We start from the raw sequence: 16,305 nt of genomic DNA, 5'->3' as shown, positions 1-16,305 counted from the left end.
TGCCCCAACCTAAAGCCCCGTCGTTTCCCGGATGTTACTCAGAGCAACATCCGGGAAACGCGGTGGCACTACGGTGGCCGGGTGCTCCTCTCTGAATTCAATGACGCGGACGGCCCGGCCGCGGCATCCCTCGTCCGCGTCTGGGCCGACATCCCGGCGTGGATCGAAGCGGTCGTCGCCGGTCGGCCCTATGCGTCGGTCGACGAGCTCGAGGCCCGCGCTGCCGCGCTCGCTGAGGGGTGGGACGTCGGAGACCTCGACGCCGCGCTCGCCCATCACCCGCGCATCGGCGAGAGGCCGACGGCGTTCGGGGCGGAGGGCGACGCCTCGCGGCGTGAGCAGGCCTCGATGGCGACGGCCGCGGACGACGTCACGGCACGCATCGCCCAGGGCAACGCCGCCTACGAGGAACGATTCGGGCGCGTGTTCCTCATCCGCGCGGCGGGCCGTACCCCCGACGAGATCCTGGCGAACCTCGAGCGACGACTCGCGAGCAACGCCGACGCCGAGACGGCCGAGGCGACGGAGCAGCTCGCCGAGATCGCGCTGCTGCGCCTCCGGGGCGCGCTGACGGACGACAGGATGGGTTCATGACCCCGCACCTGACGACACACGTTCTCGACGCCGCGACCGGCACACCGGCCGTCGGCGTCGCCGTATCGCTGGCCGGGCATCTGCCCGGTGGCGGCACCGCTGCCGTCGCCGACGGCCTCACCGACGCGAACGGTCGGCTCGGCCTCGGCCCGGAACGGCTCGAGGCCGGCATGTACGCCCTCACCTTCGGCACCGGCGCATGGTTCGCCGACCGCGGCATCCCGACTTTCTATCCCCTCGTGACCGTGACCTTCAGCGTCGAAGAATCGGACCGGCATTACCACGTGCCTCTGCTGCTCAGCCCGTTCGCCTACTCCACCTACCGCGGCAGTTGAGCCGCACCGCTTCGGAGGATCCCCGTGAAGGTCATCGTCATCGGCGCCGGCATCGGCGGCACGAGCGCCGCGATCGCGCTGCAGCGGCTCGGCCACGACGTCGTCGTGTACGACCAGATGCGCGAGAACAAGCCGGTCGGCGCGGCCCTGTCGCTGTGGTCGAACGGGGTCAAGGTGCTGAACTGGCTCGGACTCGCCGACGAGGTCGCGGCGCTCGGCGGTCGGATGGACGACATGGCGTACTACGACGGCAAGACCGGCGAGACGCTCTGCCGGTTCAGCCTCGAGCCCGTCACGACGCAGACCGGACAGCGGCCCTACCCGATCGCGCGAGCGGACCTGCAGGCGCTCCTGATGGAGCGGGTCGGGATGGACCGCATCCACCTGTCGATGAGGCTCGTCGGCATCCACGACGACGGCACGCGGGTCACCGCGACCTTCGCGGACGGATCGACCGACACGGCCGACATGCTGATCGGGGCCGACGGCGCCCGGTCGCTCACGCGCGACTACGTCACGAACGCGCTCGGTCTGCCCGCCATCGAACGTACGTACTCGGGCTACACGAACTTTAACGGGCTCGTGCCGGCGAACGCCGCGGTCGGCCCGCTCGATCAGTGGACCACGTACGTCGCGGACGGCAAGCGCTGCGCCGTCATGCCGGTCGCGGGTGATCGGTTCTATTTCTTCGTCGATGTGCCCCAGCCCACCGGGGTCGAGTATGACCGCGCCGAGGGCACCGCACCGCTGCGCGAGGCATTCGCGGGCTGGGCGCCGGGCGTGCAGGCGTTGATCGACTCGATCGACCCCGCGCTGTCCCTGAACCGGGTCGAGATCTGGGACATCGACCCCTTCGACACCTGGGTGCACGGGCGGGTTGCGATTCTCGGCGACGCGGCGCACAACACCGCACCCGACATCGGTCAGGGTGCGTGCTCGGCCCTCGAGGACAGCTTCGCCCTCGGCATCCTGTTCGCGACCAACACCCTCGGTGTCGAAGACACTCTGCAGCGCTATCAGCGGGTGCGCACCGAGCGCGCGGGCGACCTGGTGCTCCGGGCCCGCAAGCGCGCGTGGGAGACGCACGCGTTCGATGTGGCCGCGACTCAGGAGTGGTACGAGCAGCTCCGCTCCGAGGACGGGACGGGCGTCATCCGCGGCATCGTCGGCAACATCGTGGACTCCCCGGTCAACCTCGGCGGAGGCATCCGCATCTGACGGGCGGCGTGCTCCCGAACGCCGAGACACCCCTTTTGCGGCGAAACACCCCACGACGAGGGGTGTCTCGCCGCAGACGAGGTGTCTCGACGAGCGGCGGGACGGGTTTCGCGCGTTAGGCGCGCCGGGCGCGTCAGGCGTGGAAGACGGCGTGGATGTCGGAGCCCGCGATGTCCCGACCGCCGAGGCCGTCGAGTTCGAGCAGAATGGCGGTGCCCGCGACGCTGCCCCCGAGTCTTTCGACAAGCTCGCGCGCGGCCGCGATCGTGCCGCCGGTCGCCAGGACGTCGTCGAGCAGCAGGACGCGAGCGCCGTGCGGCAAGTCGTCGTGTGCCTCGATCTCGGCCGTGCCGTACTCGAGCGCGTACGAGACGGATGCCGCGGGCCGGGGCAGCTTGCCCGCCTTGCGAATCGGGATCAGCCCCACTCCCTCGACCATCGCCGCGGCGCCCGCGAGCAGGAAGCCGCGCGCCTCGATCCCGGCGACCACGTCGTACTGCCCCGCGAAAGGCGCGATGAGCGCCTCGACCGTCGCACGCAGGGCCGCGGCATCAGCCAGCAGGGGCATGATGTCGCGGAACAGGATGCCCGGCTGGGGGTAGTCCGGGATCACAGCGATGAGCGACTCGGCGCGGTCGAGGGCATCGAGTTCAGGCGTCTGCACGGGCTTCACCCTAACGTCCGCGCGCCTCACCCGTGATGCCCCGCTTTCTGCGGGCAGGCGTCACCGAGAACGGCTCGGAGTGACACCTGCGCGCCCGGGACCGCGGCAGGGACGGATAGAGCGCCTGCGCAAGCGCTTGCACTAGCGTTGTCGTATGACTTCTCTCGCGGGACCCGAAACCCGATTTCCCTCCGCTCACGGATCCGAGTGGTGGCGCTCGGCCGTCATCTACCAGATCTACCCGCGTTCGTTCGCGGATGCGTCGAACGACGGCATCGGTGATCTGCCCGGCATCACCTCCAAGCTCGACGACCTGCTCGAGCTCGGCATCGACGCCCTGTGGCTCTCGCCGTTCATGACCTCGCCGCAGAAGGACGCCGGCTATGACGTGGCCGACTACTGCGACGTCGACCCCATCTTCGGCACCCTTGCCGACTTCGATGCGATGCTCGAGGGCGCGCACGCCCGCGGCATCCGCGTGATCGTCGACCTCGTCCCGAATCACTCCTCTGACCAGCACGTCTGGTTCCAGGCCGCCCTGGCGGCAGGGCCCGGCAGCCCGGAACGCGCACGCTACATGTTCCGCGACGGTCTGGGGGAGAACGGCGAGCTACCGCCGAACAACTGGGAGTCGGTTTTCGGCGGACCCGCTTGGACGCGCATCGTCGAAGCCGACGGCACCCCCGGACAGTGGTACCTGCACCTCTTCGACGCGTCGCAGCCCGACTTCGACTGGTCCAACGAAGAGGTGCGCGAGGGCTTCCGCGGCATCTTGCGTTTCTGGCTCGACCGCGGGGTCGACGGCTTCCGCGTCGACGTCGCCCACGGCCTGGTGAAGAAGGAGGGGCTACCCGACTACACGCCCCCGGCCGACTCCGCCTCCATGGGTGGGGACGAGGCGGACGTGCCGTACTGGGGGCAGCCCGGCGTCCACGAGGTCTACCGCGACTGGCATGTGCTGCTCGCGGAATATGACGGTGACCGCGCGCTGGCCGCCGAAGCCTGGTTGCCCTCACCCGCCAAGACCGCTCTGTGGGTGCGCCCGGACGAGATGCACCAGGCGTTCAACTTCGAGTACCTCGAGACGCCGTGGAACGCCCCGAAGCTGCGCGCCGTCATCGCCGAGTCGCTCGCGGTATACGGCGCCGTGGGAGCGCCGAGCACCTGGGTGCTCTCGAACCACGACGTCATTAGGCACGCCTCGCGACTCGCCCTCACGGGCGACGTCCCCCAGGGAACCGGCATCGGGCCGCGCTCCGAGGTCCAGCCGATCCCCGCACTCGGCCTGCGTCGAGCCCGCGCGGCGAGCACGATGATGCTCGCGCTGCCCGGCTCGGCCTACCTCTACCAGGGCGAAGAACTCGGCCTCCCCGAGGTCGTCGACCTCCCCGACGACGCCCGGCAGGACCCGACCTGGTTCCGCACCCACGGCGAGCGCTACGGGCGAGACGGATGTCGCGTGCCGATTCCGTGGACCGTGGAGGGCGCGTCCTACGGCTTCAACGGTTCCGGCGCATCCTGGTTGCCGCAGCCCACGCAGTGGGCGGAGCTCGCCCGCGATGTGCAGCGAAACCAGCCCGACTCGACGCTCTCGCTCTACCGCCGTGTGCTGTCGGAGCGTCGCGCACACGCGCTCGGTACCGGCGAGTTGCACTGGCTCGACGGCTACGGCGACGACGTCGTGGCGTTCCGCAACGGCGACATCACCGTGATCGCGAACGTCGGCTCGACCCCGGTGCCGCTCCCCGCGGGCGCGGCCGTGTTGCTCCAGAGTTCTCCACTCGAGGACGGCGCGATCGGCTCGGACACGACCGTTTGGCTCGACGGCGCCCACTAGGCCGGACCATGGTCGGAATCGACGAGGTGGCTCGGGCGGCCGGTGTTTCGACCGCGACCGTCTCGCGCGCCCTGAGCGGTCGGGGACGTGTGTCGGCGGCGACGCGGATGCGCGTGGAACAGGCGGCCGACCGCCTGGGCTACGTCGTCCAGGCGTCGGCGTCGAGCCTTGCCTCGGGCCGCACCCGCAGCATCGGGGTCCTGTTGCCGTTACTCGATCCGTGGTTCTTCAGCACCGTGCTCGGCGGCATCGCGGACGCGCTCGCGCGACACGGGTACGACATCACCCTGTATGTGCTGAGCAATGACGCGGGGGCGCGCAACGCGATGTTCGGCACGTTCCTGCGTCGACAGCGCGTGGACGCCGTGATCGCCGTGTCGATCGACCTCACCGAGGCCGAGTCCGCGGCGCTCGCGGGACTCGGCGTTCCCGTCGTCCGGATCGGCGGTGCCCACCGGCACATGACGAGCCTGGCGATCGACGACGAGGCAGTCGGCGTCCTTGCGACATCGCACCTGCTGCGGCTCGGTCACCGCGTGATCGCCCACATCGGCGCACTCCCCGAATTCGACAGCGACTTCCGCGTGCCCTCGCAGCGGCGGCGGGGATACGAGCGGGCCCTGACCTCCGCCGCGATCCTCCCTCAGGCTGAGCTGCACGCGGCATCCGACTTCACGATCGCGGGGGGCGCCGCCGCGGCGACGCGTCTGCTCGAGGCACCCGGCGAGCGCCCCACGGCGATCTTCGCCGCGAGCGATGAGATGGCCGTCGGTGCGATCCTGACCGCTCGAGAGTGGGGTCTGCGGGTGCCCGAAGACCTCTCGGTCGTCGGTGTCGACGGGCATGAGCTCGGCGCGTTCTTCCGCCTGACGAGCATCGACCAGTTCCCGCGCGAGCAGGGTGTGCGCGCCGCCGAGACCGTTCTCGAGCTGCTCGAGCCCGATCCGACGACGCATGTCCCGCCGCCGCACACGGTCCTGCCATTCGAACTCGTGGTGCGCGGGTCCACCGCACCCCCGCCGCCCGCTCCGCCCGGGCAGGACCCGCTCGCCTGGCAGTAGATGTCGGATCCGGCCACCCCGAGGCGCATGTACTGCCAGGGGAACCGGTCCGATGGCCGGTCGTTTCGGGGCGCGGCACAGGCAGGGGCCGTAGGCTCGGGCGCATGACGATCGATCTCGAGGCGCTCTACATCGACCTGCACGAGCATCCCGAACTGTCGTTCCAGGAGACCCGCACAGCGGCGATCGCGGCCGGGCATCTTCGGGATCTCGGGCTCGACGTCACGGAGGGCGTCGGCGGCACGGGGGTCGTCGGGGTTCTGCGCAACGGCGAGGGACCGACCGTGTGGCTGCGCGCCGACATGGACGGCCTGCCCGTCGAAGAGGAGACCGGACTACCGTATGCGAGCTCCGCACGCGGCGTCAGCCCGCAGGGGACGGACGTTCCCGTCATGCACGCCTGTGGCCACGACATGCATGTCGCTGCGATGATCGGCGCGATCGAGCAGCTCGTCGGCACCGCGGCCGAATGGGCGGGCACCATCGTGGTCATTCTGCAGCCCGCCGAGGAGTTCGGCGCGGGCGCGCGGGCCATGATCGCGGATGGCGTTCTGACGCGCTTCCCGCGCCCCGACATCGTGCTCGGCCAGCACGTCACACCGCTTCCCACCGGCATCGTGGGGGTCCGGCCCGGCACGCAGATGGCGGCGTCGGACGGCCTGACGATCACCCTTTACGGCCGCGGCGGGCACGGCTCGCGGCCTCACGCCACGGTCGATCCGATCGTGATGGCCGCGGCGACGATCATGCGACTCCAGGGCGTCGTCTCGCGCGAGATCGACCCCCGCGAGATGGCGGTCGTCACCGTCGGCTCGATCCACGCCGGACTCAAGCACAACATCATCGCGGCCGAGGCGCGGCTCGAACTCAGCCTGCGCTACGCGCACGACGAGTCCCGCGCGCGGGTTCTCGAAAAGGTCGAGCGCATCGTGCGGGCGGAGGCCGACGCATCCGATGCGCCTGTCCCGCCGAAGATCGAGACCGACCACACGCTCCCCCCGACGCTCAACGACCCGGATGCGACGGCCCGGCTTTCCGCCGCGTTCGACCGCGAGATCGGCGCGGGGACCGTTCTCGATCCCGGGATGTTCACCGGCAGCGAGGATGTCTCGTGGTTCGCGCGCGAGGCGGGTGTGCCCCTGGTCTTCTGGTTCTGGGGCGGCGTCGACCCGGCCACCTTCATGCGGGCCCAGGCCGAGGGCACGATCGACCGCGACATCCCGACGAATCACTCGCCGTTCTTCGCCCCGCTGCTGCAGCCGACGCTGCGGAACGGCGTGCAGACCCTCACGGTCGCCGCGCGGGAGTTCCTGCGGCCGGAGTGACGTCGCCAGGACGGGACGACCGCGGCTCGGCGCGGGCTCCCCTTCCCTCTCCTGACGCGCAACCTGGGGCGTCCGGATCACCTTGGGGCGCGGGTCCCCACGCCCCAAGGGTGCTAACGCGCCCCAAGTCGCCGTGTTTCGCCCAACGTGCGGTCAATCACGCTCCACGCCCCGCTTGCACACCGGCCCCCCGCGGGCGTAATGTCGCCGCTCGTGGCTAATGACAGTCGCGGCGAGGGCGGCGCCAGCTCTCCCGCCGTGAAGCGCTGGATTCTCGGCGAACCCCTCCATACCGAACAGCTCGACAGTCAGCTGCTCCCGAAGCGACGCGCTTTGCCGATCTTCGCGTCCGACGCGCTGTCGTCGGTGGCGTACGCGCCGCAGGAGCTCCTGATGATCCTGCTGACCGGCGGGCTCGCGTTCCTGGCGTTCAGCCCGGCGGTCGCGGCCGCCGTCGTGCTGGTGCTGGTCGTGGTCGTCATCAGCTATCGGCAGCTCATCAAGGCCTACCCGTCAGGGGGTGGCGACTACGAGGTCGCGTCGAAGAACCTCGGCGAGCCGGCCGCGGTGGTCGTGGCATCCGCTCTACTCGTGGACTACGTCCTGACGGTGGCGGTGTCGATCGCCTCGGGTGTCGACAACATCATCTCAGCGATCCCCGAGCTCAACCCGTGGCGCATCGAGTTCGCCGTGGGCTTCGTCGTGCTGATCATGGCGGTGAACCTCCGCGGCGTGCGCGAGTCGAGCAAGGCGTTCGCGATCCCGACCTACGTCTTCATCGGGTCGGTGGCCGTCATGATCGTCGTCGGGCTGGCCCGCGTCGCGCTCGGGGATCCTCCCGTCGCGTCGAGCGCCGAGTTCGCCGTGCAGGCCGAGGACCTCTCGCAGGCTGCCGTCATCCTGCTGGTGCTGCGCGCTTTCTCGAGCGGATGCTCGGCCCTGACGGGCGTCGAAGCGGTCTCGAACGGTGTGCCCGCCTTCCGTCAGCCGAAGGTGAAGAATGCCCAGGCGACGCTGACGCTCATGGGCGGCATCGCGATCCTGCTGTTCGCCGGGCTGACGGCGCTCGCCCTGTTCGCGCAGGTGCACTACGCCGAGAACCCGTGCAACCTGATCGGATTCGACTGCGAATCGAGCCCGCAGCCGAGCCTCATGGCGCAGGTCGCGAGCGCGACGTTCGGGATGGGAAGCATCCCCTTCTTCATCATCCAGGCCGCGACGGCGTGCGTGCTGCTGCTGGCCGCCAACACCGCTTTCAACGGCTTCCCCCTGCTCGGGGCGGTCCTCGCGCGCGACGGCTACGCCCCCAAGTCGCTCAACACCCGGGGCGATCGCCTGGTCTTCTCGAACGGGATGATCGCGCTCGGTCTCGCCGCGATCGCGATCCTGATCATCTACCAGGCGAGCCTGACGAGCCTGATCCAGCTCTACATCATCGGCGTCTTCGTCTCGTTCTCCCTCGGTCAGATCGGCATGATCCGGCACTGGCGCCGGGCGATCCGGAGGGGCGCTTCGGGCGCAGACCTGCACGCGGCACGGATCGGCCTGGCGATAAACGGAGCCGGTGCAGCACTGACCGTCTTCGTCCTGGTCATCGTCACGATCACGAAGTTCACCCACGGCGCATGGATCGTGTTCCTGCTGATCCCGATCCTCGCAACGCTCATGATCGGCGTGAACCGCTACTACCGCGACGTCGAGCACGAGATCGAGATCGACGACACGACCCACTTCGGGTCGAAGGGCGACGTCGCGATCGTGCTCGTCGGGCGGTTGCAGAAGCCCGTCGTCAAGGCGATCGACTACGCCCTCGCCGCCAAGCACGACAAGACGATGGCGGTGCACGTCTCGGTCGATCCCGAGTCGACCGACCGTCTGCAGGCCGAATGGCAGGAACATCGGATGCCGGTGCCCCTCGTCATCGTCGACTCGCCGTACCGCACCTTCGCGCATCCGGTGCGGGAGTTCATCCAGGAGTACCGCAAGAAGCACGGCTCGTCCGTCATCACCGTGTACCTGCCGCAGTACATCGTCGGCCATTGGTGGGAACGCTTCTTGCACAACAGGCGCGCAAGCCGCATCGCGCACGACCTGATGCTCGTGCACGGTGTCACCATCACGCTTGTGCCCTGGCTGCTGGATTCGACCGAGATCGTCTACGGTCGCCGGTCGCGACCCCTTCCCGGCGGCGACCGGTCGGGCTTGCCGCCCGAGGCCTCGAACCGAGTCCCGCGGCGTAGCCTGGAGGAGTGAAACCCCTCGCAGTGCCCCCCGACGCGTCCTCTGTCGACGTGTCGTCGCTTCGTGCCGACTTCCCGGTCCTCGGGGAGCGGGTGAACGGGGCACCGTTGGTGTATCTGGACTCCGCGGCCACGAGCCAGAAGCCGCGCGTCGTGCTCGAGGCCGAGGCATCCTTCCTCGCGCGCGGCAACGCCGCTGTTCACCGTGGTGCGCACACACTCGCCGCCGATGCCACCGAGGCGTTCGAGGATGCGCGGGCCGCTGTGGCATCGTTCGTGGGTGCCGAGCCAGACGACGTCGTGTGGACCTCAGGCGCCACTGCCGGCATCAACCTCATCGCATACTCGATCGGGAATGCAACGCTCGGACGGGGCGGCGCGGCGGCGCGACGGTTCGCTCTGGCGCCGGGCGACGAGATCGTCGTGAGCGAGTCAGAGCACCACGCCAATCTCATTCCGTGGCAGGAGCTCGCCGCCCGGACGGGCGCGGTGCTGCGACACATTCCCGTTCTGGACGATGGTCGGCTCGACCTCGATGCCGCCGCCGGAATCATCGGATCGCGCACGCGGATCGTCGCCTTCCCGCACGTGTCGAACGTGCTGGGGATCGTCAACCCGGTGCAGAGCCTCGTGTCGCTGGCGCGTTCCGTGGGCGCGCTTACGGTGCTCGACGCGTGCCAGTCCGCTCCGCACCTGGCGCTCGATCTGCCCGCCCTCGACGTGGATCTCGCCGTGTTCTCGGGCCATAAGGTATTCGGTCCGTACGGTGTCGGCGCACTCTATGGCCGGGCCGAGGTGCTCGAAGCCCTGCCGCCGTTCTTGACCGGAGGCTCGATGATCACGACCGTGACCCTCGATGCGGCCGAGTACCTGCCGCCGCCGCAGCGCTTCGAGGCGGGCACGCAGCCCGTGTCGCAGGCGATCGGCCTCGCGGCGGCGGTGCGATACCTCGGCGACGTCGGGCACGACGCGATCGCGGCACGCGAGGCATCGCTCGAGAGGCGCCTGCGCGAGGGGCTGCACGAAGTCGCGGGCGTGCGGATGCTCGGCGATGCCGACGGGGTCGACCGGGTCGCCCTCGCCGCATTCGACGTCGAGGGGGTGCACGCCCACGACGTGGGACAGTTCCTCGATGCGCGCGGCGTCGCCGTCCGCGTCGGCCACCACTGCGCCCAGCCGCTGCACCGCCGGTTCGGCCTCACGGCGACGGTCCGTGCGAGCGCCGCGTTCTACAACACGGAGGACGAGATCGACACGTTCCTGGATGCCCTCTCGGGCGTTCGCGCGTTCTTCGGGGTATCGGCATGAGCGGGCTCGAGTCGCTGTACCAAGAGCTGATCCTCGATCACTCGAAGCATCCGCACGGCACCCCGCTCGCGCCCGAAGAAGGGGCGAACGCCTCGTCATACCAGCGCAATCCGATCTGCGGCGATGAGCTGACGTTGCGCGTACGGCTCGACGACGCGGGCGTGATCCGCGACGCGACGTGGGAGGGCGCGGGTTGCTCGATCTCGCAGTCCTCGGCGTCGATGCTGTCGGATCTGGTCGCCGGGATGCCTCGGGCCGATGCATCCGCCCTCGTCGACGGATTCCGCGAGGCCATGCGCTCGCGCGGGCAGCTCGAGTTGGACATCGAGGTCTACGGGGATGCCGCCGCGCTGTCGGGTGTCTCCAAGTACACCGCGCGCGTCAAATGCGCGATGCTCGCGTGGGTCGCGCTCGAGGACGCGCTCGCCCGGGCGTAGCGTCGCCTCCTCACCAGCAAAAGGGCAGGCACAGCTGTCCACCGATGCCGCGAACCGTGCGAGTCGGATCGAGACCGGCCGCCAGGCTGGGCGCATGCCCACAGGACCCGCTGACACCCCGCCGATGCGCGACGACACCGCTCTCGAACACTGGCTGTTCGAACTGCTGATCGGCGCCACCCATCCCCAGCTCTGGCTGTTCTTCCTGGACGAGGACGACCGTCCGACCGGGCCGGTCATGCCGTGCGATGAGCTGCCGGATCACCCCGACGAGATCGTGACCACCGACGACCTGGGCACCCTGCCCGTCGTCGAACTCTTCGCGCACCGCTTTGCGAACCTCATGCGCGAGTTCGACTTCGCGCAGGTCGTCGTGGTGTGGGAGCGTTGCGGCGGCGACCAGATCACGGCCCTCGACCGGGCGTGGGCGCGGCTCGGCGATCACCTCGTCGGGCAGGGCGTGCGCGTTCGCGCGCGCTTCTTGCTGCACGAAGACGGCATGCGGATCTTCACTCCGGATGACCTGCCCGCCGCGGCGTGAGTTTCGGGATGAACAAGCGGATGCTGCGATCTCGAGTGGTACCGTATTTTGTACCACTCGAGAGGATCACCATGGCCGCGATCTCTGCATCTGAAGCACGCAAGACGCTCTTCGGCCTGATCCAGCAGGTCAACGAAGATCACACGGCCGTCGAGGTCGTCTCGCGGCACGGCAACGCGGTCATCCTGTCTAAGGCCGACTACGACGCGATGACCGAGACCGCCTACCTGCTCCGCCACCCCGCCAATGCCGAACGCCTCTTGTCGGCGCTCGAGCGCGCCCGCCGCAGCGACATCGAGCAGCACGATCTCGCCGACGCGTGACCCGCACTCTCGCTTTCGATCGACACGGGTGGGAGGACTACATCTCGTGGCGATACGAAGATCGCAAGACCCTCCGTCGCATCAACGCCTTGATCACGGACGTTCTGCGTGACCCCTTCGCCGGTATCGGCAAGCCCGAGCCGCTCAAGCACATCCTGTCGGGGGCGTGGTCGAGACGGATCGACGACGTCAACCGCCTGGTCTGCCTGGTGACGGATGAGCATGTGATCGTGCTGCAGGCGCGCTACCACTACTGATCGCGGGCTAGCCCGCGATCACCTTCTCGAGGCGGGCGTAGCTCGTCTCCATCCCGTCGGTCATGCCCGTCGCGAGGACCATGTCGCGGGTGTCCTTGTCGGGGTATTCGATCAGCACGGTGATCAGCGTGGCGCCGTCCTCTTCGCGCAGCGACAGGTCATTGAGGGTCGACGGGAAGTCGGTGTCGGTCATGTGCTCGGTCGTGACCGAGCGGCGGGGCGCCTCCATCACGAGCGTCTCGCCGTCGAAGCCGAACGGCTCACCCTCGGTGCCCTCTTCGGGCGCCCACGCGTAGCGGTAGCGGCCGCCGACGCGGGGGTCGACCTCGCAGACCGTCATCCGCCAGCCGTCCGGACCGAGCAGCCACTGCTTCATGAGGTCCGGTTCGTGGTGCGCGCGCCAGACCAGGTCGCGCGGCCCTTCGATCAGGCGCGTGATCCGAACGTGCACATCGTCGAGAAGCTCGGTCTGCGTGCCCTTGCCCTGCGCGTAGGCGCGGAGCCCCTCGAGCACCCGGTCGAGCTGACTCATTGCGAGCGTCGAACCCTCGACCATGCCCATTGCCGTCATCTGCTCGAGCGCCTCGACAGATGGGAAGTAGGTCGTGCTCACCAGGCGAGAACCCGACGACGTCTCATGGAGCTCGAACGTCATACGCATCGAGGGCATCTCGGCATTGACCCGCCCCTCGTCATCAACGAAGCTGTCGAGCACTTCCAGCCGCCGCGGCGGCTCGATCGCCACGAACTCCCACTGGCCGCCCGCGGAATCGCCCCGCGGACCGGTCATCCGGTACTGCGCCCGCCCACCGATGCTCAGATCGAACCCGGTGAACGTCGCCGGCCATCCCGGAGGACCCCAGAAGAGCTCGAGCTGACGCGGATCCGTGAACGCCACCCAGAGGCGATCGACGGGCGCGGCGAAGTCGGCGACGAGTGTCATCGTCAGCGCTTCGGGGTCGGTGGTGACGTCGGTGACGGGCATGTCACTCTCCTTCTGTGGGTGGGTGAACGATCGAATCGGTTTGGGGTGGTGCGGCGAGCAAGCGGTCGAGGCGGTCGATCCGCGCGCGCCAGAGTTCCTCGTAGCGCGCGAGCAGGGCGCGGGCCCGGGCGATCATGGTCGGATCCGCCCGCACGAGCCGCTCGCGACCCTCGGCGCGCTTGATGACCAGGCCCGCCGCCTCGAGAACGCCGATGTGCTTCTGCACGGCAGCGAACGACATGTCGTAGTCCTGGGCGAGCGCCGAGATCGACTGCTCGCGCTCGATGGTTCGACGCAGGATGTCTCGGCGCGTCGCCGTGGCGAGCGCCTGAAACACGCGGTCGATCTCGTCATCGCTCAGCTCGCTCGCTTCGCCCTGCGTTCGTTGTGCAACCATTTGGTTGTACGTTAGCGCCGCCGCGCCCTTCCGTCAACCCCGGCCGGGCCGGCCGGCTCACCCGCTCGCCTGGCAGAAGCTGCTACTTGCGATCCCGAACAAGCAAAACGAGTGCCAGGGGAGCCGAACCGAGGGGCCGGATGACCGGGCTCCGGCCCGCCCCGTGGCGTCCTGCTCCCACGACTAGACTGGGCGGGTCCGGCATCCCGCGATTTTTGGAGCTCAGCCGCGTGACGACAGCCACCCAGAACGCCACCCCGAGTGCCGGAGCGACGCCCGTCGTCGACACCGTCGAGAACGCCGCGGCAACGCCGGAGCGCATCCAACCGTTCGAGGCGCTCGGCCTCAAGCCCGACGAGTACGACCGCATCCGCGAGCTGCTCGGGCGTCGCCCCACCAGCTCCGAGCTGGCGATGTACTCGGTGATGTGGTCGGAGCACTGCTCGTACAAGTCGAGCAAGATCTACCTGCGCGAGTTCGGTCGCCAGATGACCGACAAGATGCGCGAGAAGCTCATGGTCGGTATGGGGCAGAACGCCGGCGTGGTGGACGTGGGCGACGGATGGGCCGTGACCTTCAAGGTCGAATCCCACAACCACCCGAGCTACATCGAGCCCTTCCAGGGTGCGGCCACGGGTGTCGGTGGCATCGTCCGCGACATCATCTCGATGGGCGCGCGCCCCGTCGCCGTCATGGACCAGCTGCGCTTCGGGGCGATCGACCACCCCGACACGGCCCGCGTCGTGCACGGCGTCGTCAGCGGCATCTCGTTCTACGGCAACTGCCTCGGCCTGCCCAATATCGGCGGTGAGACGGTCTTCGACTCGGTCTACCAGGGCAACCCGCTGGTCAACGCGCTCGCTGTCGGCGTCATGCGCCACGAAGACATCAAGCTCGCGAACGCGAGCGGCACGGGCAACAAGGTCGTGCTGTTCGGCGCCCGCACGGGCGGCGACGGCATCGGCGGAGCATCCATCCTCGCCTCCGACACGTTCGCCGACGGCGGCCCGACCAAGCGCCCCGCCGTTCAGGTCGGCGACCCGTTCGCCGAGAAGGTGCTGATCGAGTGCTGCCTCGAGCTCTACCGTGGCGAGCTGGTCGAGGCGATTCAAGACCTCGGCGCCGCGGGCATCTCGTGTGCGACGAGCGAGCTCGCGGCCAACGGCAGATCGGGCATGAAGGTCGACCTCGAAGAGGTCCTACTGCGCGACCCCCGCCTGACGCCCGAAGAGATCCTCATGTCGGAGTCGCAGGAGCGCATGATGGCAATCGTCGCTCCCGAGAAGCTCGACGCGTTCCTCGCGGTGACCGCGAAGTGGGATGTCGAGACCAGCGTGCTGGGCGAGGTCACCGGAGACGGGCGCCTCGTCATCCACTGGCACGGTCACGAGATCGTCAACGTCGACCCCGCCACGGTCGCGGTCGACGGCCCGGTCTACGAGCGCCCCGTCGCCTACCCGGCGTGGATCGACGCGCTGCAGGAGGACTCGGCGAGCGCCCTACCCCGGGCGACCGACCCCGAGACGCTCCGCGCACAGTTCACGCAGCTGCTCTCGAGCCCGAACCTGGCCGACAAGTCGTGGCTGACGAACCAGTACGACTACTACGTCATGGGCAACACAGCCCTGGCCTTCCCCGACGACGCCGGCATGATCCGCGTCGACGAGGAATCCGGCCTGGGCTTTGCGATCGCGACCGACTGCGACAGCCGCTTCTGCCAGCTCGACCCCTACGAGGGCGCGCGTCATGCCGTCGCCGAGGCCTACCGCAACGTCGCCGTCGCAGGCGCGGTGCCGACCGCGGTGACCGACTGCCTGAACTTCGGCAGCCCCGAGAACCCCGAGGTCATGTGGCAGTTCCAGCGCTCGGTACAGGGAATCGCCGACGCGTGCCGTGAACTCGAGATCCCCGTCACGGGCGGGAACGTCAGCTTCTACAACCAGACCGGCGATCAGCCGATCTATCCGACTCCGGTCGTCGGCGTGCTGGGCATCATCGACGACGTTGCGCGCCGCGTGCCGAGCGGCTGGCAGGATCCCGGCGAGAACATCTACCTGCTCGGGGTCACCGCGACCGAGCTGAGCGGCTCCGAGTGGGCGGGGGTCGTGCACGACCACCTCGGCGGACGTCCTCCCCGCGTCGACCTCGGAAACGAGAAGGCCCTGGCAGAGTTGCTGCGCGCCGCGTCCCAGCAGGCCCTCATCTCGAGCGCCCACGACCTGTCGGGCGGTGGCCTGGCCCAGGCACTCGCCGAGAGCGTGATCCGCTTCGGCGTCGGTGCGCGCGTCTGGCTGCGCGAGATCATGGAGCGCGACGGCGTGGATGCTGCGGCCGCCCTGTTCTCGGAGTCGACCGGCCGCGTCCTGGTGAGCGTCCCGCGCGAGGACGACGTGAAGTTCCAGGGGCTCTGCGAGGGGCGCGGCTACCCGGTTCTGCGGATCGGCGTCACGGACGTCGCCCCCGCGGGTGGTGCCGAGCTCGAGATCCAGGATGTCTTCACGATGCGTCTCGACGAGTTGAACCGGCTCTGGCGCGGCACCTTGCCCGACGCGTTCGGCGCGACGATCGGCGAGTTCGAAGCCCCGACCACTCCCCCGATGGCCTAGGAGCGACATGTCCAACGACGAGCTGGAGAACTACGGCGCCACGCGACAGAAGCGTGTGCGGATCGTCGCGTGGGTCGTGATCATCGCGTTGCTCGTCACCGGCGGTGGCGCGACGGTCCTGGCGCTCATCTTCGGCTGAGGCTCCTGCCGCACGTCCAGCGCGCGCGGTTAGCATGG

17 protein-coding genes are annotated in these 16,305 nt (G+C 69.1%); 14 read left to right on the top strand and 3 right to left on the bottom strand.

Translation table 11 applies throughout. The features are described 5' to 3' along the window. Positions 1–81: 81 nt before the first annotated feature. The 3 genes from uraD to hpxO are packed head-to-tail and all read left to right on the top strand — an operon-like array spanning position 82 to position 2,147. Complete coding sequence (uraD, locus tag CGU35_RS16820) at positions 82–594, top strand: 2-oxo-4-hydroxy-4-carboxy-5-ureidoimidazoline decarboxylase (protein WP_232711372.1); 513 nt, start codon at positions 82–84, stop codon at positions 592–594. Beyond that, entirely contained in the window at positions 591–929 is a 339-nt protein-coding gene (gene uraH, locus CGU35_RS16815) for a hydroxyisourate hydrolase (protein ID WP_100812615.1), read from the top strand. The genes uraD and uraH overlap by 4 nt, the downstream gene beginning before the upstream one ends. Positions 930–953: 24 nt before the next feature. Continuing rightward, positions 954–2,147 carry an FAD-dependent urate hydroxylase HpxO gene (gene hpxO, locus CGU35_RS16810; RefSeq protein ID WP_100812614.1) on the top strand — a complete coding sequence of 398 codons (1,194 nt, stop codon included), beginning with the start codon at positions 954–956 and terminating at the stop codon, positions 2,145–2,147. A 133-nt stretch (positions 2,148–2,280) separates the two neighbouring features. Here hpxO and CGU35_RS16805 read toward each other — a convergent pair whose 3' ends face one another. Continuing rightward, positions 2,281–2,811 carry an adenine phosphoribosyltransferase gene (locus CGU35_RS16805; protein WP_100812837.1) on the bottom strand — a complete coding sequence of 177 codons (531 nt, stop codon included), beginning with the start codon at positions 2,809–2,811 and terminating at the stop codon, positions 2,281–2,283. Between the two features lie 154 nt (positions 2,812–2,965). On the opposite strand from CGU35_RS16805, the gene CGU35_RS16800 reads away from it, so the two are divergent. The 9 genes from CGU35_RS16800 (at position 2,966) to CGU35_RS16760 (ending at position 12,140) form a co-directional block, all read left to right on the top strand. Next, positions 2,966–4,648: a glycoside hydrolase family 13 protein gene (locus CGU35_RS16800; RefSeq protein WP_100812613.1), complete on the top strand. Its 1,683-nt coding sequence runs from the start codon at positions 2,966–2,968 to the stop codon at positions 4,646–4,648. Positions 4,649–4,656: 8 nt separating this feature from the next. Next, positions 4,657–5,709 (top strand): LacI family DNA-binding transcriptional regulator, encoded by a 1,053-nt coding sequence (locus tag CGU35_RS16795; RefSeq protein ID WP_100812612.1) that lies wholly within the window; start codon positions 4,657–4,659, stop codon positions 5,707–5,709. Between the two features lie 104 nt (positions 5,710–5,813). Continuing rightward, a complete protein-coding gene (locus tag CGU35_RS16790) occupies positions 5,814–7,034 on the top strand; it encodes an amidohydrolase (RefSeq protein ID WP_100812611.1) in 1,221 nt (406 codons plus the stop codon). A gap of 201 nt (positions 7,035–7,235) precedes the next feature. Next, positions 7,236–9,287 carry an APC family permease gene (locus CGU35_RS16785; RefSeq protein WP_100812610.1) on the top strand — a complete coding sequence of 684 codons (2,052 nt, stop codon included), beginning with the start codon at positions 7,236–7,238 and terminating at the stop codon, positions 9,285–9,287. Further along, complete coding sequence (locus CGU35_RS16780; RefSeq protein ID WP_232711371.1) at positions 9,284–10,582, top strand: SufS family cysteine desulfurase; 1,299 nt, start codon at positions 9,284–9,286, stop codon at positions 10,580–10,582. Before CGU35_RS16785 ends, CGU35_RS16780 begins: the two co-directional genes overlap by 4 nt. After that, positions 10,579–11,019 carry a Fe-S cluster assembly sulfur transfer protein SufU gene (gene sufU, locus CGU35_RS16775; protein ID WP_100812609.1) on the top strand — a complete coding sequence of 147 codons (441 nt, stop codon included), beginning with the start codon at positions 10,579–10,581 and terminating at the stop codon, positions 11,017–11,019. Before CGU35_RS16780 ends, sufU begins: the two co-directional genes overlap by 4 nt. A gap of 94 nt (positions 11,020–11,113) precedes the next feature. After that, positions 11,114–11,560: a hypothetical protein gene (locus CGU35_RS16770; protein WP_146048070.1), complete on the top strand. Its 447-nt coding sequence runs from the start codon at positions 11,114–11,116 to the stop codon at positions 11,558–11,560. A 71-nt stretch (positions 11,561–11,631) separates the two neighbouring features. Continuing rightward, complete coding sequence (locus CGU35_RS16765) at positions 11,632–11,883, top strand: type II toxin-antitoxin system Phd/YefM family antitoxin (RefSeq protein ID WP_100812607.1); 252 nt, start codon at positions 11,632–11,634, stop codon at positions 11,881–11,883. Continuing rightward, positions 11,880–12,140, top strand: a complete 261-nt coding sequence (locus tag CGU35_RS16760) for a Txe/YoeB family addiction module toxin (RefSeq protein WP_100812606.1) — start codon at positions 11,880–11,882, stop codon at positions 12,138–12,140. The genes CGU35_RS16765 and CGU35_RS16760 overlap by 4 nt, the downstream gene beginning before the upstream one ends. 7 nt (positions 12,141–12,147) lie before the next feature. On the opposite strand, the gene CGU35_RS16755 is transcribed toward CGU35_RS16760, so the two are convergent. Together CGU35_RS16755 and CGU35_RS16750 are read right to left on the bottom strand one after the other, a co-directional pair. Continuing rightward, entirely contained in the window at positions 12,148–13,125 is a 978-nt protein-coding gene (locus CGU35_RS16755; RefSeq protein ID WP_100812605.1) for an SRPBCC family protein, read from the bottom strand. A gap of 1 nt (position 13,126) precedes the next feature. Further along, positions 13,127–13,522, bottom strand: a complete 396-nt coding sequence (locus CGU35_RS16750) for an ArsR/SmtB family transcription factor (protein ID WP_100812604.1) — start codon at positions 13,520–13,522, stop codon at positions 13,127–13,129. Between the two features lie 140 nt (positions 13,523–13,662). Here CGU35_RS16750 and purL point away from each other — a divergent pair, with 140 nt between their 5' ends. Both purL and CGU35_RS18755 read left to right on the top strand, forming a co-directional pair. Next, on the top strand, positions 13,663–16,128 hold the full coding sequence (gene purL, locus CGU35_RS16745; RefSeq protein WP_100812603.1) for a phosphoribosylformylglycinamidine synthase subunit PurL: 2,466 nt from the start codon (positions 13,663–13,665) through the stop codon (positions 16,126–16,128). A 7-nt stretch (positions 16,129–16,135) separates the two neighbouring features. After that, entirely contained in the window at positions 16,136–16,267 is a 132-nt protein-coding gene (locus CGU35_RS18755; protein WP_258034450.1) for a hypothetical protein, read from the top strand. The last annotated feature ends 38 nt before the right edge of the window (positions 16,268–16,305 follow it).

This window comes from Microbacterium sp. BR1, assembly GCF_002812725.1.
Classification (GTDB): Bacteria; Actinomycetota; Actinomycetes; order Actinomycetales; family Microbacteriaceae; genus Microbacterium.
Note: the sequence above shows the minus strand (reverse complement) of the source record. Positions and strands in the feature narration are given on the sequence as shown.

What these genes read in the sequence shown, in the direction of transcription:
- CGU35_RS16750 (WP_100812604.1), bottom strand. Translation starts at nt 13,522, where the DNA reads ATGGTTGCACAACGAACGCAGGGCGAAGCGAGCGAGCTGAGCGATGAC.
- CGU35_RS16755 (WP_100812605.1), bottom strand. Translation starts at nt 13,125, where the DNA reads ATGCCCGTCACCGACGTCACCACCGACCCCGAAGCGCTGACGATGACA.
- CGU35_RS16795 (WP_100812612.1), top strand. Translation starts at nt 4,657, where the DNA reads ATGGTCGGAATCGACGAGGTGGCTCGGGCGGCCGGTGTTTCGACCGCG.
- CGU35_RS16770 (WP_146048070.1), top strand. Translation starts at nt 11,114, where the DNA reads ATGCCCACAGGACCCGCTGACACCCCGCCGATGCGCGACGACACCGCT.
- sufU (WP_100812609.1), top strand. Translation starts at nt 10,579, where the DNA reads ATGAGCGGGCTCGAGTCGCTGTACCAAGAGCTGATCCTCGATCACTCG.
- CGU35_RS16765 (WP_100812607.1), top strand. Translation starts at nt 11,632, where the DNA reads ATGGCCGCGATCTCTGCATCTGAAGCACGCAAGACGCTCTTCGGCCTG.
- CGU35_RS16790 (WP_100812611.1), top strand. Translation starts at nt 5,814, where the DNA reads ATGACGATCGATCTCGAGGCGCTCTACATCGACCTGCACGAGCATCCC.
- CGU35_RS16785 (WP_100812610.1), top strand. Translation starts at nt 7,236, where the DNA reads ATGTCGCCGCTCGTGGCTAATGACAGTCGCGGCGAGGGCGGCGCCAGC.
- CGU35_RS18755 (WP_258034450.1), top strand. Translation starts at nt 16,136, where the DNA reads ATGTCCAACGACGAGCTGGAGAACTACGGCGCCACGCGACAGAAGCGT.
- uraH (WP_100812615.1), top strand. Translation starts at nt 591, where the DNA reads ATGACCCCGCACCTGACGACACACGTTCTCGACGCCGCGACCGGCACA.
- CGU35_RS16800 (WP_100812613.1), top strand. Translation starts at nt 2,966, where the DNA reads ATGACTTCTCTCGCGGGACCCGAAACCCGATTTCCCTCCGCTCACGGA.
- purL (WP_100812603.1), top strand. Translation starts at nt 13,663, where the DNA reads ATGACCGGGCTCCGGCCCGCCCCGTGGCGTCCTGCTCCCACGACTAGA.